We start from the raw sequence: 21,549 nt of genomic DNA, 5'->3' as shown, positions 1-21,549 counted from the left end.
TGGTCCCTCCTGATGAGTTCTTTGGCCATAGCGATTTGCACAACCGTGCGGACATTGCAATTCCACCTTCCTGCGGACCACGCGACGGGCATGTGTGATATTGTCCGGCCCGGCCGAGCCGGATCGCTTCTGCCGAAGAAATCGGCAGATGCAATTGTTGACCTCACCCGTGGAACGGGTTGCTCAGGCTTTGCAAAGTAACGACTCAGGCCCGGGGTTACCGCCGGTATCCGTTCGCGCGGGAATAGCCCTGCCGGTTCTGCTGCGTCGAGCGGTTTGTGACGCTGGCGCGTGCTTCGCTGGAAATGGGCGTTGCGAGCTTCAGCTCCTCCAGGAAGATCGGCCGGGAGAAGTAATAGCCCTGCGCGTAACGGATCTTGGTCGCAGCCTGGAGGTAGGCGAGCTCCTCGTAGGATTCGATGCCTTCGGCAATCACGGTCATGCCGAGCGCTTCGCTCAGGGATTCGATCGCGCGCAGGATGCCCTGGTTGCGTGGACGCTTATGGATATCGGTGATGAAGGAGCGGTCGATCTTGATCTCGTCCGCGGTGATGTCGGCCAGCGCCGAGAGCGAGGAATAGCCGGTGCCGAAATCGTCGATCGAGATGGCGACGCCGAGCTTGCGGAACATCGGCAGGATCTCGGCCTGGAAATGATTCTTGGCGACGAAGGCGTCTTCCGTCACCTCGATCATGAAGCGCTGCGGAAAGCCGGTGTCGTCGAGCGCCTGGGCAAAGCTGCGCATGAATTCCGGGTTGCCGGCCTGCTTGGCCGCGACGTTGATGCTGATGGTCGCTTCCGCACCGAACGTCTCGTTGATCAGGTCGATCGACTTGACGATCTCGGCGAGCACGAGATGGGTCAGCTCGTCGATCAGCCCGAGTTCGGTGGCAAGATTGATGAACGAGCCGGGCGCCTGGATCACGCCCTCGTCGTCGCGCAGCCGCACCAGGGCCTCGATGCCCTTCACGTCCTGCGTGCGGATGTCGACCTTGGACTGGAAGGCGCAGCAGAAGCGCTTCTCCAGGATGGCCTGCCGCAGCGACTGCTCGATCTTCATCCGCGCCAGCGCCTCGCGTTCCATGCTGGAATCGAAGAAGGCCGCCGATCCCTTGCCGTCATTCTTGATGCGGTACATCGCGATGTCGGCGTTCTGGCGCAGTGTCTCGAAGCTGCTTCCGTGATCGGGGTAGAGGCTGATGCCCACGGAGGTTGAGGCGAACACTTCCGAATTGTCGATGAAGAACGGCGCGGTCAGCCGCTCCAGCGTCGACTGCATGAATTCGGCGACTTCCTCCTGGTTCTGGATCGGCGATAGCAGCAGCAGGAATTCGTCGCCGGAGATGCGCGACAGCATGTCCGAGTCGCGCAAGCCGCGTCCAAGCCGCTTCGACAGCTCGACCAGCAGGGCGTCGCCCACGGCGTGCCCGTAATAGTCGTTGATGTGCTTGAAATTGTCGACGTCGAGAAAGGCGAGCGCAAAGCGATCGCCCGTGCGACCCTGCGCGAGCAGGCTGGTGGCGCGATGCTCGATCACGCGCCGCGAGGGCAGGCCGGTCAGATCGTCGAAATAGGCCGAGCGGAACAGCTGGTCTTCGAAATTCTTCTGCTCGGTGATGTCAGAGGAGGCCGAGATCAGCAGCTCGCGTCCGTCGAGGCGGACCGGACGATGGGTGGTCAGCAGCACCTGGCGTGCGGCTCCGTCGTGGAGCGCTTCCTCGGCGACGACCGCCTGGCCGGAGCTCAGGGCCTGCCGGCAGGCTTCGAGGCGCGACGCTAGATCGCGCGAGGGGCGGCTGCCGTCCATGCCGAGCTGGGCAGCCGCGACATCGTTGACCAGGAGAAGTTCGCCTTGCGCGTCCTGCACGGTCAGGCCGGCAGGCAGCATTCTAACGATTTCCTTGAGAAATCCGAGTTCGGCTTCGCTCGCGCCGGAATATTTGTTGTCGTTCATAGAAGTCATGAATCTTGTTGTTTCAGCGCGCCTTTGCAATGGCCGCGATCTTGCGCGGTTCCCTCTTAAGTTTGGTTAAGGGGCCCGGAGAATTACGGTGGTGTTTTGCGGCGATGCGACGCGCGCAGCCTATCGTCATTAACAGGGCGTCAACGCGTCCGGTGAAACCGCGAACGACGCGCGCGAACGGGTTTCGTTGGCGCCGCGTCTAACCGTCCTTGGGGATACGGCATTGCATGGTGCAATGAAGTCCGGTCCTGAGATAGGAAACCTCAGTCTTGCCGTCGAAGGCCGACAGCGCCGACTTCAACAGCTTGGTGCCGAAACCCGGCTCGGAGATCTTGTCGACGCTCGGACCCTCGGTTTCATCCCAGGTCACGGTCAGGCGATCGTCGCTGACGGTCCATGACACCTGCAACAACCCGCGCGGCGCGGAGAACGCGCCATATTTCCCCGCGTTGGTGGCGAGTTCGTGAAACATCAGGGACAGCGTGACCGCAAGTTTCGGCGGCAGGAACAGCCGGTCGCCGTTGAGCGTGAAGCGGACATGGCCGTAAGGGCCGAGCTCGGAGATCAGGAGGTCGCGAATGTCGCAGCCGGCCTTGTCGATCCGTGAGATCAAATCGTCGGTCGCGGCAAGCGACCGCAGCCGCGGATCGATCCGGGCCCAGATTTGCGGCTGATCGTGCAGCACCTGATGCAGCACGGCATGCACCGTCGACAGCTTGTTCTTCAGCCGGTGCTGGAGCTCGTCGACCAGCAGCTTGCGGTAGTCTTCTTCCTCGATCAGGCGTCTGGAAATCCGCCGCTGCTCGATGAGGAGCGAGCGATAGTGCTCGACGCCCCAGATGGTGAGCGCGCAGACCGCCCAATACAGCGCCAGCAGGGCGAATCGCGCGTTATCGGCAAAGGCATCGCCGAAATTCACGACGACGCCGAGCACGCCGCCCACCAGCGCCGTGATGATGCCGATGCGGAAGCCGCCGAACGCGGCTGCAAAGAACACGGCCGGGAAATACGGCGTGAAATAGACGTCGGGCCGCACATGGGCGAGGGCCCAGCGCGCCAGCGTCGCAACCAGCAGGCAGGCGACCGCAAACGCAAGGCTCAGGCCGAGCGACGGCGGTGCCACGCCCTGCCAGCCCTTGCGGAATTCGTCGATCAGCTTCCCCATGCGCAGTCCGGTCGCGATATGCGTTCGACAATCGAGCGATCGCCAGGAATGTTACGCATGTCGCCGGCCCCAAGCAAAGCTTGCCTTGTCGGAAGCCGGCAGGAATAGTGCCTGCCGCGGCGCCGACCGTCGCGGCGCCGTCGTCGATCGGTGTCCGCCATTTGGCGTCAAGGGGTTCGAAAACAGGGACATTCCATGGGCAGGCTGGATGGCAAGGTCGCGGTGATCACGGGCGCGACGAGCGGGATCGGGTTGCGGACTGCAGAAGTCTTCGTTGCCGAAGGTGCCAAAATTGTGATCGCGGGCCGGCGCATACCGGAAGGCGAGGCGCTGGCGAAGCAGCTCGGGGCGAATTGCGTCTTCCGCCAGACGGATGTGACGGTCGAAGCGCAGATGCAGGCGGTGATCGCGCTCGCGGTGGACAAATTCGGCCGCATCGACTGCCTGTTCAACAATGCCGGCGGTCCGGCGCAGACCGGCGGCATCGAAGGCCTCGAGGTCGAGCGCTTTGACGCGGCGATGGCGACCCTGCTGCGCAGCGTCATGCTCGGCATGAAGCACGCCGCGCCGCACATGAAGAAGCAGGGATCTGGCAGCATCATCAACAATGGCAGCATCGCCGGCCGTCTTGCCGGCTTCTCGTCATCGATGGTCTATGGTGCAGCCAAAGCGGCGGTGATCCATCTCACCAAATGCGTGGCGATGGAGCTCGGCGAATCCAACGTCCGCGTCAACTCGATCTCGCCCGGCGCCATCGCGACCGGCATTTTCGGCAAGGCGCTCGGGCTTTCGACCGACGCGGCGGAGAAGACGCCGGCGGTGATGCGCGAGGTCTACAAGACCGCGCAGCCGATCCCGCGCGCCGGCCTTCCCGATGACATCGCCCATGCTGCGGTGTTCCTGGCCAGCGACGAATCCAGCTTCATCAACGGCCATGACCTCGTCATCGACGGCGCGATGACCGGCGGCCGCAACTGGAGCCAGCAGCAGCAGGGCTACGTGGCCCTGCGCAAGGCGTTCGATCAGGGGGGCGGATAGTTTCGTCATTGCGAGGAGCGAAGCGACGAAGCAGTCCAGGCCGCTTCCGCGGACGCAGTCTGGATTGCTTCGCTTCGCTCGCAATGACGACTGCGATGCTCAAACCGCCTTCACCCGCACCCGCAATCCGTCGCGCGGCTTCGGGATCGGCCACATCTGCCAGTCGGGCTTGTAGCCGGGCTCCAGCGACACCTCGATGTTCTGCAGGAAGTGCCGCGCGAAGCATTTGGCCTGCATGTAGGCGAAGTGCAGGCCGAGGCACATATGCGCGCCGCCGCCGAACGGCACCCAGGCGAAGCGGTGGCGGTTGCGCTGGGCCTCTTCGGTGAAGCGCAGCGGATCGAAGCGATCCGGCTCCGGCCAGATGTCCTTCATGTGGTGGGTGTAGAGCGGATTGACGCCGATCGCAGTGCCGGCCGGAATCGAAAAACCCTTGAAGCTGAAATCGCGCACGGCTCGGCGCGGCATCGAGGGCACCGGCGGCTTGATCCGCAGCGCTTCCTTGAACGCCATCTCCGACAGCGGCATCTTTTCGAGATCGTCGAAGCTGCTTGGCGCGTCAGGGGCGAGCCCCAGCGCCATGACTTCCGCGCGAAGCTTGTCCTGCCAGCCGGGATTTGCCGCGAGTTCGCCAATGAACGACGTCAGCGACGAGGTCAGCGTGTCGTGCGCCGCCATCATCAGGAAGCTCATGTGGTCGATGATGTCCTGTTCCGAGAGCAGCGCGCCGTCCTCGTGGGTTGCGCGGCAGAGCTGCGAGAACAGATCATCACCGCCGAGATTGCCGCGTCGCAGCGGAATCTGCTCGCGGAAATAAGCCACGATGCGCTTGCGTCCCCTGACGCCGGCCGCCATCTGCGTGCCGGGCAGCGGTCGGCGGATCGGGGCGACGGCAGCGGCGACCATGTCGACGAAGGCCCGGTTGATCTCGTCGACCTCCGGCCCGATATCGGCGCCGATAAAGGACGCGGCGGCGAGATCGAGCGTGAGCTGCTTCATCGCCGGATAAAGCTGCATCTCGCCGGGCTTGGCCTTCCACTGCGCGACGCGGGCGGCGATGCCGCGGTCGAGATCGCTCAGATACGACTTCATCGGGCCGGACTTGAATGCGACCGACAGCGCCTTGCGGTGCAGCCGGTGCTCCTCGAAATCCAACAGCATCAATCCCCGCGGAAACAACAGGCCGAGCACCTTGTTCCAGCCATGGGTCGAGGAGAACAGCTTTTGCTGGTCGAACAGCACGAGCTCGTTGGCCTCGGGGCCGAGCAGCACGATATTGGTCTCGCCGAAGAAATGCGTGCGATAGACGAGGCCGTATTTGGCGCCGTTCGCCTCGATATGCCCTTTGGGGTCCGCGAGCACCTGGAAGGTCTTGCCGATGATCGGCCAGCCTTCGTCGCCGGGGATGTGGGTCAGCTCGTTGCGCTTGGGCGGAGTGAAGCCGTGCGCAGGGGCGGCCACATTCTGCATCGACATGACGATTGCTCCGGTTGGCTAGACCCGGCCAACATAACACAATCCAGCTGCGATGACTCCGCGCTTACCGCTTCGCCGCTTCCTTCTGCAAATCCGGCGCATTGACGGCCGGAATCGCAACGCGGCCGGCGCCGGTCACCTTCAGCGCCTCGGCGGCCTTTTCGTTTTCCATGATCTTGGCCATCACGGCCTGTCCCGCGCGCTCGAAGATCGCGCGGTTCTCGATCACAAATTTTTGCGACTTGCGCAAGCCGTCGATGTAGCCGTTGATCTCGGGCACCACGTAGCGCGCGACCATGTCCCAGCTCCGGCGCGTGTTCTCCGGATTGGCCCAGTCGTGCACGAAGCCGATGACGGCGCCGATTCCGCCGGAGACCTGCATCACGTTCTTGATCATCTTGACGAGGTCGTCGGGCGTGCCGATGACGGAGGCCGCGCCGTCGACGAAAGCGGTCTTGTCCACGGCCTCGTCGGGTGAGGCGAACGCGGTGAGCCCGGGCCGTTGCAGCGTGCCGACATTATATTCATTGTGCCAGCGCATTAGGCCGGGGCCGGCCTCGCGGCGCGCCTGCTCGCGGGTCTCGGCGATGTGCCAGGTCAGCAGCACGCGCCAGTTCGCGCGATCGACTTTGGTGCCGTGCTTTTTCGCCGCGTCCTCGGCGAACTGCCATTGCTGCTGCAGCGACATCAGCCCCTGAGTCGTCATCGAACCCAGCGAAATGATGCCGATTCCGTATTTTCCGGCGAGCGTCATGCCGGAGGGCGAGATCTGCGAGGCCACGACGAAGGGCATTTCCTCCTGCAACGGCAGGAGCTGCAGCGCGGCGTCGTTCATGGTGAACCAGTCGCTCTTCGCCGTGACGCGCTCGCCGCTGAAGAGGCGGCGGATCACGCCGATCGCTTCGTCCTGGCGGTCGCGCTGCGTCATCGGATCGATGCCGAGCGTATGCGCGTCGGAGGCGAGCGCGCCGGGACCCGAGCCGAAGATGGCGCGGCCGCCGGTCATGTGGTCGAGCTGCACCATGCGCTGCGCGACGTTGTAGGGATGATGGTAGGGCAGCGACACCACGCCGGTGCCGAGCCTGATCCGCTTGGTGCGCTCGCCGGCGGCCGCCAGGAACATCTCGGGGGAGGCGATCATCTCCCAGCCGGAGGAATGATGCTCGCCGCACCAAAACTCGTCATAACCGAGGCTATCCAACTGCTCGACCAGGTCGAGATCGCGCCGGAACTGGAGCATCGGATGCTCCCCGATCGGATGATGCGGGGCAAGGAAGGCTCCGAACTTCAGGCGCGCCATGGCGTTCTCTCCGGCTTACATTTTTTTGTTTGTGGCGCGAAGCTACGTGCTGGAGACAGCGAACGCAATCGTGCGATGTCCCGCGCGGCGGAATGCAGCCATGCCTATGTCGTCTTCCTCTCCCGGCACGCTGAGAGAGGCGGAACGCGCGAGGATCCTACCTTCGAGGTAATCGCGGCGCCGCATGCGGTCTGAGATGATCGGCAAGGACATCCGAGGATCACGCGCCGATGCATCAAACCGTCACAAAGCAGGTCGACACGTCGCGTCGCTGGTGGGTGCTGGCGATCGTCGTGGCCGCCCAGTTCATGTTCGGCGTCGATGCCTTCGTGGTCAACGTCGCCATTCCCACCATCGCGGTCGAGTTGAAGGCGTCGCCGGCTCAGATCGAATCCGTCATCGCGATCTACCTGATCGCCTATGCCACGCTGGTCGTCACCGGCTTGGCGACATTCACGGCACCAGGAACGTGTTCCTGGCAGGTCTGCTCGGCTTCACCCTGACGTCGCTGTGGTGCGGACTGGCGCGATCCGGTTCGGAGTTGATCGTCGCGCGATTGACGCAGGGTGCCTCCGCCGCGCTGATGGTGCCGCAGGTGCTGGCGACGCTGCATCTCCTGTTCACCGACGAACAGCGCAACCGCGCCTTCGCCATCTACGGCATCGTGCTGGGACTCGCGGGTGCCGCGGGCTTTCTGCTCGGTGGTCTCCTGGTCACGATCGATCTCGCCGGCACCGGCTGGCGCTCGGTGTTCTTCGTCAATGTGCCGTGCGGTCTCGTGATCGCGGTGGCGGCCTGGCGCATCATGCCCTCGGCACCGCATCGCGCCGGCACACGGCTTGACATCACGGGCAGCATCGTCCTGTTCGCCGGATTGCTGTGCATGATCGGTCCGCTGCTGCTGGGTCACGATGTCGGCTGGGCACCGTGGCTGTGGCTGGTGATGGCGGTCGGCGCCGCGATCCTCCTGGGGTTCCCGAAGCTGGAGCATGCGGTGACACGCGCCGGCGGCATGCCGCTGATTGATCTCTCGCTGCTGGCGGACGCCGCTTTCCTGCGCGGCCTTGGCGCGGCGTTCTTTTTCTTCTCCGCCAATCTCTCGTTCTATCTGGTCATGACGCTGTTCATGCAGCGAGGGCTGAAATCCCGCCGCTCGCGGCCGGCATGGCCTTCATTCCGCTCGCGCTCGCTTTCGTCGTGGCCTCGCGCCATAGTGGCGCACGGGCGCGCCATCGCGGCACCAGGGTCTTGATCGAAGGCTGCGCGCTTCAGATCGCGGGCCTCGCGGCCCTTGCGCTGGTCGCGTTCTCTGTCGACGCGCCGTCCGCGCTCCTGCTCGCGCTCACCATGATCGTGTTCGGCTACGGTCAGGGGCTGGTGATGGCGCCGCTCTCCGGCGCGGTGCTCTCGACGGTGAAGCCTGTGGCCGCCGGTTCTGCCTCCGGCATGTACGGCACCACGGCGCAAGTCGGAAATGCGGCCGGAGTGGCCGCAATCGGCGCCATGTTTTTCGCCGTCGAAGCGGTGCAATCAGCGCGCGCAGGATTTCTCGTCTCGCTCGCACTGTTCGCAACATTAATCATGATCTGCGCCGCATTCCTGGCGTGGATGCGCCGGGTATCTGCATGAAGTTGAGGCATTGCGGTTAATGCGTGCTGATTTCTGCAGGCTTTCCTGAGATTTAGCACCTCATCGACAGCACACGGTCTTTTTATTTTGCGCTGCAGCAACTATTTGGTTTGGGTGGACGTTGAACGTCGCCTGCTAGGAGCTGCCGTGTCGTTAACCAGAAATGTCGATCTCTTGAGACGTCTGCCAAAGCTGGACGGATTGCGCTTCGCCGAGTTTGGCCGGAGCGCCGATGCGTCCAGTCCGTTGCAAGAGGTCACGGGCTTCGGCGACAATCCCGGCAATCTGCGCCTGTTCGCGTTCGTGCCGCCGCAACTGCAGAAGCCGCGCGCGCTCGTCGTCGTGCTGCACGGCTGCGGCCAGACGGCGGCAAGCTACGACCTCGGTGCCGGATGGTCGACGCTCGCCGAGCACTACGGCTTCGCGCTGTTGATGCCCGAGCAGCAGCGCATCAACAACAGCAACACCTGCTTTAACTGGTTCCATCCGGAAGACACGGCGCGGGACAGTGGCGAGGCCTGTTCGATTCGCGAGATGATCGCGCATATGACGGAAACGCATCGCGTCGATCCCAAGCGCATCTTCATCACGGGCCTGTCGGCCGGCGGCGGCATGACGTCGGTGATGCTCGCGACCTACCCTGAAGTCTTCGCGGCCGGTGCGGTGATCGCGGGACTTCCCTACGGCATCGCGACCAATCTGCGCGAGGCGCTCGACGGCATGTTTCATTCCCCGGAGCGGCCGGCGCGTGAACTTGGCGATCTGGTGCGGCGGGCCTCGAATCATCGCGGGCCCTGGCCGAGGATCTCGGTGTGGCACGGCAGCGCCGATCGCACCGTCAATCCCGGCAATGCCAACGAGATCGTCAAGCAATGGCTCGACCTGCACGATCTGCCCGAGGCGCCGATGGCGGAAACTGACATCGACGGCTATCCGCGCCAGGCCTGGTGGAACAAGGACGGCGAGACGCTCGTCGAGTCCTACGCCATCACCGACATGGCCCACGGCACGCCGCTCGGCCTTGCCGACAACGACCAGCGCTATGGCGTGGAAGGCGCGTTCCTGATCGAGGCCGGCATCTCCTCGTCTTATCACATCGCCAAATTCTTCGGCCTCACCGGCTGGATTCCCGACGCTGCGAAGAAGGCGGAGGCAAAGCCGACGCCGGCCCGCTCGCCCGCGCCGCATCTGGCGCGCTCGATCCGCGCCGCGATCGCCGAAGAGCCGGCCGAGCCGAAGCGCGAGGAGGCCCGCGGCTTCGATCTCGGCCAGATCATTACGCGCGCGCTCACGGCCGCGGGATTGATGAAGTAACTCAGGCCGTCGCGCCGATAAGGCAGGAGTTTTGTGCCCGTCGTCGCTGCGATCCGCGAATGGGGTGACCGCAACCTGAGCCAGCCCGCGGCGTTCGCAGACGCCGCGGAATAGGCGCTCACATCTCGCCGGTGATGAACGGATTTGTCATCCGCTCCTGGCCGATGCTCGAGCCGGCGCCATGGCCGCAGATGAAGCCGACATCGTCGCCGAGCGGCAGCAGCTTGGTCTTGATCGAGTCGATCAGCGTCGCGTGACTGCCGCCGGGCAGATCGGTGCGACCGACCGAGCCCGCGAACAGGACGTCGCCGACATGGGCGAAGCGCAAGTCCTTGTTGAAGAACACCACGCTGCCGGGCGAGTGGCCGGGGCAATGATAGATCTCGAACTGGAGATCGCCGATGGCCACGCTGTCGCCTTCGTCGAGCCAGCGGTCCGGCTCGAAATTGCGCACCCCCGTCATGCCGAAGCGCGCGCCGCTCTCGACCACGTTGTCGAGCAGGAATTTGTCCGCGACGTGCGGGCCCTCGATCGGCACCTTCAGCTCGTCGCGCAGTTCGGCCGCGCCGCCGACATGGTCGATATGGCCGTGGGTGAGCCAGATCTTCTCCACGGTGACGCCGGTCTGCTTGATGGCGTCCAGGATCTTCGGCACGTCGCCGCCGGGATCGATCACCACGGCCTTCTTGGAAGGCTCGTCCCAGATGATGGTGCAATTCTGCTCGAACAGCGTCACGGGGACGATGATCGCGCCTGCCTTCGCGCTGGCCTCAGCTTGTGTCTCGTTTTGCTCGGTCATGGCGCCACAATGCCGATTTTTGCCATGCCGCCAAGCAAAAGATTTCTCCCCGGGGCCTGGGAACAACCGCAGACATCGTCACACGGCCGTCCCAATTCGCCTGCTGGTTTGAACCGGAGCGCTCCTTCCGCGTTCTCCCGCGCAACAAGCAGTTTTGGATGGATTTCCCGCATGGCTCAGGGCGGCAGCGATTGGTGGCGCGACGGCATCTTCTATCAGGTCTATCCGCGCTCCTTTCAGGATTCAAACGGCGACGGTGTCGGCGATCTCGCCGGCATTTTGCAGCGGCTACCTTATGTGAAATCGCTCGGCGTCGACGCGATCTGGCTGTCGCCGATCTTCCCCTCGCCGATGGCCGATTTCGGCTACGACATCTCCGACTACACGGGCATCGAGCCGCTGTTCGGCACGATGGCGGATCTCGATGCGCTTCTCGCCGCCGCGCACGACAACGGCCTTAAGCTGATCCTCGACCTCGTGCCGAACCACACCTCGGACCAGCATCCCTGGTTCGTCGAGAGCCGTTCCTCGCGCGACAATCCCAAACGCGACTGGTACATCTGGCGCGACCCGGACGAGGGTGGCGGCGTGCCGAATAATTGGCTGTCCGAGTTCGGCGGTAGCGCGTGGCAGTTCGACGAGACCACCGGCCAATACTACTATCACGCCTTCCTCGCCCAGCAGCCGGATCTCAACTGGCGCAATCCCGATGTCCGCGCGGCAATCTATGACGTGATGCGGTTCTGGCTGGAGAAAGGCGTCGACGGCTTTCGCGTCGACGTGATCTGGCATCTGATTAAGGACGCCGAGTTCCGCGACAACCCGCCCAATCCGCATTATGCCGAGGGCCGGCCGCCGAACGAAAAGATAATGACGCAATATTCCACCGACCAGCCGGAGGTGCACGACGTCATCGCCGAGATGCGCCGCGTCACGGATGCCTATGATGCCCGCGTCCTGATCGGCGAGATCTATCTGCCGCTGCATCGCCTCATGGCCTATTACGGCAACGATCTCACCGGCGCGCAGATGCCGTTCAACTTCGCGCTGCTCTCGACCTTCTGGAGCGCGCGCTCGATCGAGAAAATCGTCGAGGATTACGAGAAGGCGCTGCCGAAGGGCGCCTGGCCGAACTGGGTGCTCGGCAATCATGACCGTCCACGCGTCGCAAGCCGCGTCGGGCCGGAGCAGGCCCGCGTCGCCGCCATGCTGCTGCTGACGCTGCGTGGCACGCCGACGCTCTACTATGGCGACGAGATCGGCATGCATCAGCTCGCGATCGCGCCCGAGGACGTGCGCGACCCCTTCGAGAAGAACGTGCCCGGCATCGGTGTCGGCCGCGACGGCTGCCGCACACCGATGCAGTGGGATTCTTCCAACTTCGCCGGCTTCTCGGACGTCAGGCCATGGCTGCCGCTGCCGGAGGATCACATCCGCAACAACGTCGTCGATCTCGAGGCCGATTCACGTTCGATCCTGACGCTCTATAAGCGTCTGATCGCGTTGCGGCAGGGCTGTCCGCCGCTGGTCGCGGGCGACTATCATCCGCTTGCCGCGCAAGGCGATCTCCTGATCTATCGCCGCGAGGCCGAGGGCAGGGCGGTGACCGTGGTGCTCAATCTCGGCCCTGAGCCGATCGCGGTCACCACCAGCGCGATCAGGTTCGGCAGCGAGATTCTGCTGTCGACATTCCTGGATCGCGAGCGAGAGCGGATCGAAGGCGTGCTGGATCTGCGCGGCAACGAGGGCGTGATCATCACGCCACCCTGACCGTCGTCCTGGACAAGGCGAAGCGCAGATCCAGGACCCATTGCCCCAGGGAGTGGTTTGACGAAGATTCGTGGTGATAGCTTCGTACAACAATCACCTATTGGGGTAATGGGTCCTGGCTTTCGCCAGGACGACAACGGAGTGCGTGGTCGCACTGACTACCCCGGATGCTTGTTCCCTCGCACCGTCCCGTCGATATCGCTCCGCTTCAACAGATAGTCCAATCCGCCGACGCGGTACCAGCGATAGCCATAGGGCTCCAGCACGACGCGGTGCTGGCCGCGCTTGTCGGCGTGGCTGTGGTCCTCCGCGAGCAGATTGATCAGGTGCGCGCCGGCCTCGCCTGGCAGCCCCGCCGAGAACGCGATCTCGCGCGGCTTCTCGTCGAGATTGTGCACGAACAGCACGGAATTGTTGCGCCAGTCATAGCGCATGATGAACACGGCGGGATCGCGCGTCGCGATGATCGAAAAATCGCCCCAGCCGATCTCCGGCACCTCCTTGCGCATGCGGACGATGCGCTCGGTCCAGTTCAGCATCGAGTTGGGATCGCGCCGCTGCTTGGCGACGTTGACGTGCGGATAGCCGTACGGTCCTTCGTCGATGACGGGCAAGGCCGGCTTGTCGCTGGTGGTGAAGCCGCCATGCGGCTCCGTCGACCATTGCATCGGCGTGCGCGCGCAATTGCGCTCGGGGAGCGAAAGATCATCGCCCATCGCGATCTCGTCGCCGTAGCGGATCACGGGCGTTCCCGGCAGCGTGCACATCAGGCTGTAGGCGAGCTCGAGCCGCCGGCGGTCGCCACCGAGCATCGGTGCCAGGCGACGGCGAATGCCGCGGTCGTAGAGCTGCATGTCCTTGTCAGGACCGAAGCTTTTGAACACGGTGTCGCGCTGCGCCTTGGTCAATCGCCCGAGATCGAGCTCGTCATGATTGCGCAGGAACAGGCCCCATTGCGCCGAGGCGGGCCGCGGCTTGGTCGCCTTCAGCGCTTTCCCCAGCGGGCGGGAATCGGACGAGGCCAGCGCATAGAACAGATGCTGGTTGACCTGGAAATTGAACATCATATGCATGCGGTCGGCATCACGGCCGAAATATTCCATGTCCGTCTTCGGCAGCACGTTGGCCTCGGCGAGGATGATGGCATCGCCCTGCCGCCATTGCAGGAATTCACGGAACGTCCGCAGCATGTCGTATTGTTCGGCCGGCTTTTTCACTTTGGCGCCTTTGGTCGCGATGACGAAAGGCACGGCATCCATCCGAAAGCCCGAGACGCCGAGTTGGATCCAGAAGCCCATGATCTTCAAAATCTCGGCCTGCACGCGCGGGTTCGAGGTGTTGAGGTCGGGCTGGAAATCGTAGAAGCGGTGGAAGTACCAGGCGCCGGCTTCCTTGTCGCGCGTCCATGTCGATTTCTGAACGCCGGGAAAGACCATGCCCTGATTGGCGTTGGCCGGCTTCTTGTCGGACCAGACATACCAATCGCGGTAGGGCGAATTCCTGTCGCTCCGCGCCGCCTTGAACCAGGGATGCTGGTCGGAGGTGTGGTTGACGACGAGATCGATGATGACGCGAATGCCGCGTTGCTTGCAGCCATGAGTGAACTCGACGAAATCGCCGAGCGTGCCGTAGCGGGCATCGACGCTGTAATAATCCGCGACATCGTAGCCGTCGTCGCGGCCGGGCGAGGTCTGGAACGGCATCAGCCAGATCGTGGTGATGCCGAGGCCGTGCAGATAATCGAGCCGGCGCAACAGGCCCTTGAAATCGCCGATGCCATCGCCGTTGGCGTCCATATAGGTGCCGACGGACAGGCAATAGATGATGGCGTTCTTGTACCAGAGATCGTCGATCATGCGCGCGCAGCCTCGGTGGTTCCGCCGAGGTGCGGCGGCTGCGTGATAAGTGTTAAGAGCGAGAGCGGTTCCGTACCCCGCCGTCGTGCTGGACAAGCGAAGCGCAGATCCAGGACCGAATACCACAGGCCGAAATTTGACGAGGACTGGTGGTGATCCCCTCGTGCACCAACGATCCCTTGGGGTCATGGTCCTGGCTCCCGTGCGCAATTGCGCACTAGGCCAGGACGACGACGGAGGAATCGGCTATCCTCCCCCGATGGACAACACCGCCCGCATTGCCCTCGTACCGCCGCCGGACCGCCGACAATCCGAGACGGCGCTGGCGATCGCGCGCGGGACGGCGCGGTTGCTGCGCTCGCTCGGCTTCACCTGCATCAGCGAATTGCCGCTGCCCTCGGGGCGACGCGCCGATCTCGTCGCGCTGAACGAACGCGGCGAGGTCTGGATCGTCGAGATCAAATCGTCGGTGGAGGATTTGCGCGCCGATCAGAAATGGCACGAATACCGGGCGCATTGCGACCGGCTGTTCTTCGCCTTCACGCAGGACCTGCCTTGCGAGATCTTTCCGCAAGATACCGGCTTGATCATCGCGGATGCCTATGGTGCGCACCTGCAATGCGAGGCGCCCGAGCACAAGCTCGCTGCGGCCACGCGCAAGCAGATGACGGTGCGGTTCGCCATGGCGGCGGCGTTGCGGATCAACCGGCTGGTCGATCCGCAGGGGCATGCGGAGTTTTGGGAATAGCGGCGCCGCGAGCGCGATGCCGTAGGGTGGGCAAAGCGGAGCGTGCCCACCATCCAGGTCAAAGATTGAAGCAGACATGGTGGGCACGGCGCTTTGCGCCTTGCCCACCCTACGGCACCGTTATCGCGGCGCGCGCTTGGCCAAAATCCGCTGCAACGTGCGCCGATGCATGTTGAGCCTGCGTGCCGTCTCCGAGACGTTGCGGTTGCACATCTCGTAAATGCGCTGGATGTGTTCCCAGCGCACGCGGTCGGCCGACATCGGGTTCGCCGGCAACTCGGACTTGTCCGAGCCGGTCGACAGCAGCGCCGCGACGACGTCGTCGGCGTCCGCGGGTTTCGAGAGATAATCGACCGCGCCCATCTTCACCGCGGTGACGGCGGTGGCGATGTTGCCATAGCCGGTCAGCACGATCGCGCGGGCGTCGGGGCGCTTCTTCTTCAGCGCCGAGACCACGTCGAGACCGTTGCCATCACCGAGCCGCAGATCGACCACGGCGAATGCCGGCGCCGCCTTGCCGATCTGCGCCAGACCGTCCGAGACGGTGTCGCATGACGTCACCGCAAAGCCGCGCGTTTCCATGGCGCGCGACAGCCGCTCCAGAAACGGCTTGTCGTCCTCCACGATCAGCAGCGAGCGGTCGGTCTGTTCGTTCAGTTCGGCGATGGCGTTCAAGGTTTGGTCCTCTCTCCAGCGCGTCTACATATGGCGGCGCAATCGGGCGGTGCCAAGGGCGCCAATGGTCGATCGGCCCCGTTGTGCGACGCAAGGTCGCGGCCTATCCTATTGTTTCTTCGAAGGTCTCGATAGCCTCAAAACGGTCTCGCGGCCACGTGATCTGGACCACTGCGCCATGGTCCGGAAAGGTCCGGTTGGTAAACGAGACCTTGGCGCCGGTGCGCTCCAGCAAGGTGCGCGCGATGAACACGCCGAGCCCGAGGCCGCCGCCTTCGTCCTTGCTGCGCCGCCGCGACAAATAGGGCTCGCCGATCCGGTTCAGGATGTCAGGCGGAATGCCGGGACCATCGTCGGAGATCACGAGCTCGATTGTGTCCTTGTTCCACCACGCATTCACCTCGACGGTGGTGCGGGCGAAATCGACCGCGTTCTCGACGATATTGCCGACGCCGTAGAGGATCGCCGGATTGCGCGAGCCGACCGGTTCGGCCACGATGGCGACGGCGATGCGCACCTTGATATCGACGCCGAAATCGCGGTGCGGCGCCACCACCTCCTCGATCAGCTCCGACAGCTTCATGCGGTCGAACGGCGCGCCGGTGGAGGAGAGCTGGGTGATCTTGCTCAATATGTCGCGGCAACGCTGCGTCTGCTCGCGCAGGGTCTTCAGGTCGGCGGCAAAGTTCGGCTCCTTCACCGTCTTCTCCAGCTCGCGCGAGATCAGGAAGATCGTCGCGAGGGGCGTGCCGAGCTCGTGCGCTGCGGCTGCGGCCAGGCCGTCGAGCTGGGTCAGATGCTGCTCGCGCGTCAGCACCAGCTCGGTCGCGGCCAGCGCGTCGGCGAGCTTGCGCGCCTCCTCGGTGACCTGGAACGAGTAGAGGCTGGTCACGCCGATCGCGAGCGCGATCGAGAGCCAGACGCCGACGAGATAGATCGGCGGCAGCACCAGCGGATCATCAGAATCCCAGGGCAGCGGCAGATGGAAGAAGAACAGGACCGAGGCGCAGGCGACAGCCAGCACGCCGAGGCCGAAGGTGAAGCGGGCCGGCAGCGCCGTCGCGGAGATCAGCACGGGCGCGAGGAACAGGAACGAGAACGGGTTCTGGAGTCCGCCGGTGAAGAACAGGAGACCCGCCAGCTCCACGATGTTGAGCGCGAGCAGTCCGGCCGCCTGCATCGGCTCCAGCCGCTGCAGCGGATTGGACACGGTCTGGAGCGCCAGATTGAGCGCCGCCGACAGGGCGATGATGCTGACGCAGGGAACGATCTCGACATTGAATTCCAGCCCCTGCGCCACGATGAAGATCGCGGCGAGCTGGCCGAGCACCGCGAGCCAGCGCAGTCGCAGGATCGTATCCAGGCGGATATGCCGCTGCGCGGGGCGAAAGTCGGAAGCGGCAAGTTCGGTCATTTCGGCCAATGGGGCGGTGCCTTCTCGATCACAAGCGCGCGGCTCACGGAACCGCCGGATTACAAGCCTTGCGCTCTCCGCTGCAATAGCAGAAGAACGCCCAGCATGACGGAGAATGACAAGGCTTCAAGCTGGCCGACTGTCGCGGATCGCAGCCTCTCCGCGGCAATCGCGGTCGATCACCTGGTCAAGGTCTACAAGCAGACCCGCGCCGTCGACGACATCTCCTTTTCGCTTCCGCGCGGCAGCATCACCGGGCTGCTGGGCGGCAACGGCGCCGGCAAGACCACGACCATCGCGACGATCATGGGCCTCGTGCTGCCGACCTCCGGCCGCGTGCAGGTGCTCGGGCATCGGATGCCGGAGGACAGCGCGTCCGTGCTGGGTCGGATGAACTTCGAGAGCCCCTATGTCGACATGCCGATGCGGCTCACGGTGCGTCAGAACCTCACGGTGTTCGGCAAGCTCTATGCGGTGAAGAACCTCTCCGATCGCATCGCTGAGCTCGCCGACGATCTCGATCTCACCGAGTTCATCGACCGCGCCAACGGCAAGCTCTCCGCAGGACAAAAGACGCGCGTTGCGCTTGCCAAGGCGCTGATCAACCAGCCCGAGCTGCTGTTGCTGGACGAGCCGACCGCCTCGCTCGATCCCGACACCGCCGACTGGGTCCGGGGGCATCTGGAGCGTTATCGCATGGCGAACAACGCCACCATCCTCTTGGCGTCGCACAACATGCTCGAGGTCGAGCGGCTCTGCGATCGCGTCATCATCATGAAGCGCGGCCGTATCGAGGACGACGATACGCCCGAAGCCATCATGGCCCGCTACAACCGCACCACGCTGGAAGAGGTGTTTCTGGACGTCGCGCGCGGAAGGGTGAACGGCGCGCAGGAGGTGGCACGATGAGCCAGGCCGTATGTTGCGACCGTAGCCCGGGTGAGCGAAGCGATACCCGGGAACGCCGCCAGCAAGGTCCCGGATATCGCTTCGCTCATTCGGGCTACGCGGTGCCGCAATGACCGAACTCTCCCTCCACCGCGGCATCTCCGTCCACCGCATTGGCGCGATGATCCTGCGCTATTGGTACCTGTTGCTGTCGTCCTGGCCGCGGCTGCTCGAGCTGCTCTACTGGCCGGCGCTGCAGGTCATCACCTGGGGCTTTCTGCAGCTTTACATCGCGCAGAATGCCAACTTCTTCGCGCGTGCCGGCGGCACCCTGATCGGCGCCGTCATTCTCTGGGACATCCTGTTTCGCGGGCAGCTCGGCTTTTCGATCTCGTTCCTGGAAGAGATGTGGGCGCGCAACCTCGGCAATCTCATGATGAGCCCGTTGAAGCCGATCGAATTTCTGCTGTCCCTGATGATCATGAGCCTGATCCGGCTCGCGATCGGCGTCATCCCCATGACGCTGCTCGCGTTATTCCTGTTTCACTTCAATGTTTATGCGCTCGGCGTGCCGCTGATCGCGTTCTTCTGCAATCTGATCTTCACGAGCTGGTCGGTCGGCATTTTCGTCTCCGGACTGGTGCTGCGAAACGGCCTCGGCGCCGAGAGCATCGTCTGGACCTTGATGTTCGGCATCATGCCGCTCGCCTGCGTCTACTATCCCGTCAGCGTGCTGCCGGTCTGGTTGCAATACATCGCCTGGACGCTGCCGCCGACCTACGTGTTCGAAGGGATGCGCGCGCTGCTGATCGAAAACACCTTCAGGACCGATCTGATGCTGAGCGCGTTGGCCATCAACGCGGTGCTGTTGCTTGCATCTTTTGGGGCATTCCTTGCCCTTTTGCGCAGCGCCAGGATGCAGGGCTCGCTGCTGTCAGGCGGCGAATAACGTCACTTTCTCGTGGATTCTGCCCGGTTTGGGCACCTCGGCCACGTAGATGTACGGAACCATGCATTGACGCAATATTACGCATTCGGCAGTATGCTGCGATGCGAAGAGGAATATAGCGATGCCGATTGGTGAGTTTGGCGGGGCGCCGCCCCTGGTGGCCGAAGGCAGTCCTGTCCTGACGACGCCGATGTACTGGATGTACGAGATGGGGCAAGCCTCTCTCAATCCGGCGCGTGCGATCACGGACGCGACCAAGCTCCTGTTTCAGAATCCGCTGAACCCCTGGGCACGCACCGAGGTTGGCAAGTCGGTTGCCGCGGCCTGCGAATTGTTCGAACGCACCACCCGCCGCTACGGCAAGCCGGAATGGGGCCTCAACGACACCGAGGTCAACGGCATCCGCGTTCCCGTCGAGGTCCGCTCGGTCTGGGAAAAGCCGTTCTGCCGCCTGCTCTACTTCGATCGCAAGTTCGCCCGTCCACTGCGCAGTCCGCATCCACGCGTGCTGATCGTCGCTCCGATGTCCGGCCATTACGCGACGCTCCTCCGCGGTACCGTCGAGGCTTTCCTGCCGGCGCATGAGGTCTACATCACCGATTGGGCCGATGCCCGCATGGTGCCGCTCAGCGACGGCCGCTTCGATCTTGACGACTACATCGACTACGTCATCGAGATGCTGCATGTCCTCGGCGGCAACACGCATGTGCTGGCGGTGTGCCAGCCCTCGGTTCCCGTCGTCGCTGCCGTTTCGATTATGGAAGCGCTACGCGATCCCTTTGTGCCGACCTCGATGACGCTGATGGGCGGCCCGATCGACACCCGGCGCAATCCGACTGCGGTGAACAACCTGGCCCAGGAGCGCGGCATCGACTGGTTCCGCAACCACGTCATCACCAAGGTGCCGTTCCCGCATCCGGGTATGATGCGCGACGTCTATCCGGGCTTCTTGCAGCTCAACGGCTTCATCAGCATGAATCTCGACCGGCATATGGATGCCCACAAGCAGCTATTCGCCAACCTGGTAAAGGGCGACGGCGACCTCGTCGACAAGCATCGTGACTTCTACGACGAATATCTCGCGGTGATGGATCTCTCCGCCGAGTATTACCTGCAGACCGTCGACACCGTGTTCGTGAAGCATTCGCTGCCGAAGGGCGAGATGACCCATCGTGGAACACGCGTCGATCCCTCCAAGGTCACGCGCGTCGCGTTGATGACCGTCGAAGGCGAGAACGACGACATCTCCGGCATCGGTCAGACCGAAGCAACGCACACATTGTGCAGCTCGATTCCCGATCACCGCCGCGTTCATTACGTCCAGAAGGGCGTCGGACATTACGGCGTGTTCAATGGCTCGCGCTTCAAATCGGAAATCGTGCCGCGCATCCACGACTTCATGGTCTCGGCGGCGAATCCGAGCTCATTGCAGGCTCTCGCGGCCGAATAATCGCGTTTTTCGGCTTTCCCGCTGAAAATCGACGCCCTGTCGGAGGCTCCGACAGGGGCGAGTTCCCGCTAGATTCGCGGTATTTAGGTAGCTTTGTAGGAGTGAGTCCAACCTCACCCCTTGGGGGTGCCACATGCGCCGAACGGGGGCGAAAAAAGCCGGTTCCAACCCCAGTCTGTAGGGTCTCCCGGACGCCAGACCCCTGTATATTGGGCAAATGATTTGTTTTTGCGCCGAGCGCTTTCCCTGGCGGCGGTTATGGCAGAATCCGGGCGCTCTCCTGCCCCCCGGACTGACAGACATGGCCACTCGCGCACTCCTCTATCGGCGGCCCCACGAGCCGAAGACCCTCCTGATCACCCATGGATCGCAATATTTTGCGATTCGACTGCGCCGGCATCGCCGCGCGCGCCGTTACACGCTCAGAATTCATCCGAGCGATCGCGAAGCCATCCTCACCATGCCGCCGCGCGGCACGCTCGCCGAAGCAAAAGACTTCGCGCAGCGCCACGGCGCGTGGATCGCGGCACGTCTCGGCCGTTTGCCGAAGGCCGCGCCGTTCCAGCCTGGCACAGTGATACCACTTCGCGGCACGGCCCATCGCATCGTTCATCGCGCCGGCACGCGCGGTACGGTGTGGACGGAAGTGCGCGACAGCGGGGAGCGCATTCTCTGCGTCGCCGGCGGCGTCGAGCATGCGGACCGTCGCATCAGCGACTTCCTCAAGCGCGAGGCTCGCCGCGACCTTCAGCGTGCGGCGGAATCCTATGCCGCCGAGCTCGGCGTCAAGGTCAAGCGGCTCTCGATCCGCGATCAATCCAGTCGTTGGGGCTCCTGCACCTCGGCCGGCTCGCTGTCGTTCTCCTGGCGCCTGATCCTCGCGCCGCCCTACGTGCTCGACTATCTCGCCGCCCACGAGGTCGCCCATCTCGTTGAGATGAACCACTCGGCGCGGTTCTGGCGCGTCTGCGGCAAGGTCTGCCCGTCGATGGAGCGCGCCAAGAAGTGGCTCGATACGTACGGCAACGACCTGCACCGCTACGGGGTCGAGGATTAGGCCCTCGCTGCCAACCTCCATCTGACGCTGTCATCGCCCGGCTCGACCGGGCGATCCA

At 63.8% G+C, this 21,549-nt stretch carries 16 protein-coding genes and 1 pseudogene; 9 read left to right on the top strand and 8 right to left on the bottom strand.

The features are described from left to right. Window positions 1-217: 217 nt before the first annotated feature. Both IVA93_RS36090 and IVA93_RS36085 read right to left on the bottom strand, forming a co-directional pair. Window positions 218-1,954 (bottom strand): putative bifunctional diguanylate cyclase/phosphodiesterase, encoded by a 1,737-nt coding sequence (locus IVA93_RS36090; RefSeq protein ID WP_018455866.1) that lies wholly within the window; start codon window positions 1,952-1,954, stop codon window positions 218-220. Window positions 1,955-2,162: 208 nt separating this feature from the next. After that, a complete protein-coding gene (locus IVA93_RS36085) occupies window positions 2,163-3,128 on the bottom strand; it encodes a sensor histidine kinase (protein ID WP_018455867.1) in 966 nt (321 codons plus the stop codon). Between the two features lie 195 nt (window positions 3,129-3,323). Here IVA93_RS36085 and IVA93_RS36080 point away from each other — a divergent pair, with 195 nt between their 5' ends. Beyond that, window positions 3,324-4,166, top strand: a complete 843-nt coding sequence (locus IVA93_RS36080; RefSeq protein ID WP_018455868.1) for an SDR family NAD(P)-dependent oxidoreductase — start codon at window positions 3,324-3,326, stop codon at window positions 4,164-4,166. A gap of 99 nt (window positions 4,167-4,265) precedes the next feature. On the opposite strand, the gene IVA93_RS36075 is transcribed toward IVA93_RS36080, so the two are convergent. Both IVA93_RS36075 and IVA93_RS36070 read right to left on the bottom strand, forming a co-directional pair. Beyond that, window positions 4,266-5,642: a cytochrome P450 gene (locus IVA93_RS36075; protein WP_018455869.1), complete on the bottom strand. Its 1,377-nt coding sequence runs from the start codon at window positions 5,640-5,642 to the stop codon at window positions 4,266-4,268. Between the two features lie 64 nt (window positions 5,643-5,706). Beyond that, complete coding sequence (locus IVA93_RS36070; protein ID WP_018455870.1) at window positions 5,707-6,942, bottom strand: LLM class flavin-dependent oxidoreductase; 1,236 nt, start codon at window positions 6,940-6,942, stop codon at window positions 5,707-5,709. Window positions 6,943-7,172: 230 nt separating this feature from the next. Between IVA93_RS36070 and IVA93_RS36065 the strand changes: the two are divergent. Together IVA93_RS36065 and IVA93_RS36060 are read left to right on the top strand one after the other, a co-directional pair. Next, a pseudogene (locus IVA93_RS36065) lies at window positions 7,173-8,571 on the top strand (MFS transporter). Window positions 8,572-8,718: 147 nt separating this feature from the next. After that, complete coding sequence (locus IVA93_RS36060; protein WP_026233043.1) at window positions 8,719-9,885, top strand: extracellular catalytic domain type 1 short-chain-length polyhydroxyalkanoate depolymerase; 1,167 nt, start codon at window positions 8,719-8,721, stop codon at window positions 9,883-9,885. A 118-nt stretch (window positions 9,886-10,003) separates the two neighbouring features. Here the strand turns inward: IVA93_RS36060 and IVA93_RS36055 are convergent, their stop codons facing one another. Beyond that, window positions 10,004-10,684 (bottom strand): MBL fold metallo-hydrolase, encoded by a 681-nt coding sequence (locus tag IVA93_RS36055; RefSeq protein ID WP_018455873.1) that lies wholly within the window; start codon window positions 10,682-10,684, stop codon window positions 10,004-10,006. Between the two features lie 171 nt (window positions 10,685-10,855). On the opposite strand from IVA93_RS36055, the gene IVA93_RS36050 reads away from it, so the two are divergent. Beyond that, a complete protein-coding gene (locus IVA93_RS36050) occupies window positions 10,856-12,454 on the top strand; it encodes an alpha-amylase family glycosyl hydrolase (RefSeq protein ID WP_018455874.1) in 1,599 nt (532 codons plus the stop codon). Window positions 12,455-12,612: 158 nt separating this feature from the next. Here the strand turns inward: IVA93_RS36050 and IVA93_RS36045 are convergent, their stop codons facing one another. Beyond that, a complete protein-coding gene (locus IVA93_RS36045; RefSeq protein ID WP_018455875.1) occupies window positions 12,613-14,310 on the bottom strand; it encodes an alpha-amylase family protein in 1,698 nt (565 codons plus the stop codon). 259 nt (window positions 14,311-14,569) lie between these two features. Here IVA93_RS36045 and IVA93_RS36040 point away from each other — a divergent pair, with 259 nt between their 5' ends. Further along, window positions 14,570-15,058 carry an MmcB family DNA repair protein gene (locus IVA93_RS36040; RefSeq protein ID WP_018455876.1) on the top strand — a complete coding sequence of 163 codons (489 nt, stop codon included), beginning with the start codon at window positions 14,570-14,572 and terminating at the stop codon, window positions 15,056-15,058. Window positions 15,059-15,178: 120 nt separating this feature from the next. On the opposite strand, the gene IVA93_RS36035 is transcribed toward IVA93_RS36040, so the two are convergent. Both IVA93_RS36035 and IVA93_RS36030 read right to left on the bottom strand, forming a co-directional pair. Beyond that, a complete protein-coding gene (locus IVA93_RS36035) occupies window positions 15,179-15,733 on the bottom strand; it encodes an ActR/PrrA/RegA family redox response regulator transcription factor (RefSeq protein ID WP_007598178.1) in 555 nt (184 codons plus the stop codon). A 103-nt stretch (window positions 15,734-15,836) separates the two neighbouring features. Next, on the bottom strand, window positions 15,837-17,147 hold the full coding sequence (locus tag IVA93_RS36030; RefSeq protein WP_018455877.1) for an ActS/PrrB/RegB family redox-sensitive histidine kinase: 1,311 nt from the start codon (window positions 17,145-17,147) through the stop codon (window positions 15,837-15,839). A 105-nt stretch (window positions 17,148-17,252) separates the two neighbouring features. Between IVA93_RS36030 and IVA93_RS36025 the strand changes: the two genes are divergently transcribed. The 4 genes from IVA93_RS36025 (at window position 17,253) to IVA93_RS36010 (ending at window position 21,491) form a co-directional block, all read left to right on the top strand. Continuing rightward, complete coding sequence (locus IVA93_RS36025; RefSeq protein WP_085349757.1) at window positions 17,253-18,056, top strand: ABC transporter ATP-binding protein; 804 nt, start codon at window positions 17,253-17,255, stop codon at window positions 18,054-18,056. 109 nt (window positions 18,057-18,165) lie between these two features. Further along, window positions 18,166-18,984 (top strand): ABC transporter permease, encoded by an 819-nt coding sequence (locus tag IVA93_RS36020; protein WP_018455879.1) that lies wholly within the window; start codon window positions 18,166-18,168, stop codon window positions 18,982-18,984. Between the two features lie 121 nt (window positions 18,985-19,105). Beyond that, on the top strand, window positions 19,106-20,434 hold the full coding sequence (locus IVA93_RS36015; protein ID WP_018455880.1) for a polyhydroxyalkanoate depolymerase: 1,329 nt from the start codon (window positions 19,106-19,108) through the stop codon (window positions 20,432-20,434). Window positions 20,435-20,651: 217 nt separating this feature from the next. After that, the gene (locus IVA93_RS36010) at window positions 20,652-21,491 is read left to right on the top strand and encodes a M48 family metallopeptidase (RefSeq protein ID WP_026233044.1); all 840 of its coding nucleotides are present in this window, start codon (window positions 20,652-20,654) and stop codon (window positions 21,489-21,491) included. The last annotated feature ends 58 nt before the right edge of the window (window positions 21,492-21,549 follow it).

It is taken from the genome of Bradyrhizobium sp. 155, from assembly GCF_023101105.1.
Lineage (GTDB): Bacteria > Pseudomonadota > Alphaproteobacteria > Rhizobiales > Xanthobacteraceae > Bradyrhizobium > Bradyrhizobium canariense_D.
Note: the sequence above shows the minus strand (reverse complement) of the source record. Positions and strands in the feature narration are given on the sequence as shown.

What these genes read in the sequence shown, in the direction of transcription:
- IVA93_RS36090 (WP_018455866.1), bottom strand. Translation starts at nt 1,954, where the DNA reads ATGAACGACAACAAATATTCCGGCGCGAGCGAAGCCGAACTCGGATTT.
- IVA93_RS36085 (WP_018455867.1), bottom strand. Translation starts at nt 3,128, where the DNA reads ATGGGGAAGCTGATCGACGAATTCCGCAAGGGCTGGCAGGGCGTGGCA.
- IVA93_RS36080 (WP_018455868.1), top strand. Translation starts at nt 3,324, where the DNA reads ATGGGCAGGCTGGATGGCAAGGTCGCGGTGATCACGGGCGCGACGAGC.
- IVA93_RS36075 (WP_018455869.1), bottom strand. Translation starts at nt 5,642, where the DNA reads ATGTCGATGCAGAATGTGGCCGCCCCTGCGCACGGCTTCACTCCGCCC.
- IVA93_RS36070 (WP_018455870.1), bottom strand. Translation starts at nt 6,942, where the DNA reads ATGGCGCGCCTGAAGTTCGGAGCCTTCCTTGCCCCGCATCATCCGATC.
- IVA93_RS36055 (WP_018455873.1), bottom strand. Translation starts at nt 10,684, where the DNA reads ATGACCGAGCAAAACGAGACACAAGCTGAGGCCAGCGCGAAGGCAGGC.
- IVA93_RS36050 (WP_018455874.1), top strand. Translation starts at nt 10,856, where the DNA reads ATGGCTCAGGGCGGCAGCGATTGGTGGCGCGACGGCATCTTCTATCAG.
- IVA93_RS36045 (WP_018455875.1), bottom strand. Translation starts at nt 14,310, where the DNA reads ATGATCGACGATCTCTGGTACAAGAACGCCATCATCTATTGCCTGTCC.
- IVA93_RS36040 (WP_018455876.1), top strand. Translation starts at nt 14,570, where the DNA reads ATGGACAACACCGCCCGCATTGCCCTCGTACCGCCGCCGGACCGCCGA.
- IVA93_RS36030 (WP_018455877.1), bottom strand. Translation starts at nt 17,147, where the DNA reads ATGACCGAACTTGCCGCTTCCGACTTTCGCCCCGCGCAGCGGCATATC.
- IVA93_RS36025 (WP_085349757.1), top strand. Translation starts at nt 17,253, where the DNA reads ATGACGGAGAATGACAAGGCTTCAAGCTGGCCGACTGTCGCGGATCGC.
- IVA93_RS36020 (WP_018455879.1), top strand. Translation starts at nt 18,166, where the DNA reads ATGACCGAACTCTCCCTCCACCGCGGCATCTCCGTCCACCGCATTGGC.
- IVA93_RS36015 (WP_018455880.1), top strand. Translation starts at nt 19,106, where the DNA reads ATGCCGATTGGTGAGTTTGGCGGGGCGCCGCCCCTGGTGGCCGAAGGC.
- IVA93_RS36010 (WP_026233044.1), top strand. Translation starts at nt 20,652, where the DNA reads ATGATTTGTTTTTGCGCCGAGCGCTTTCCCTGGCGGCGGTTATGGCAG.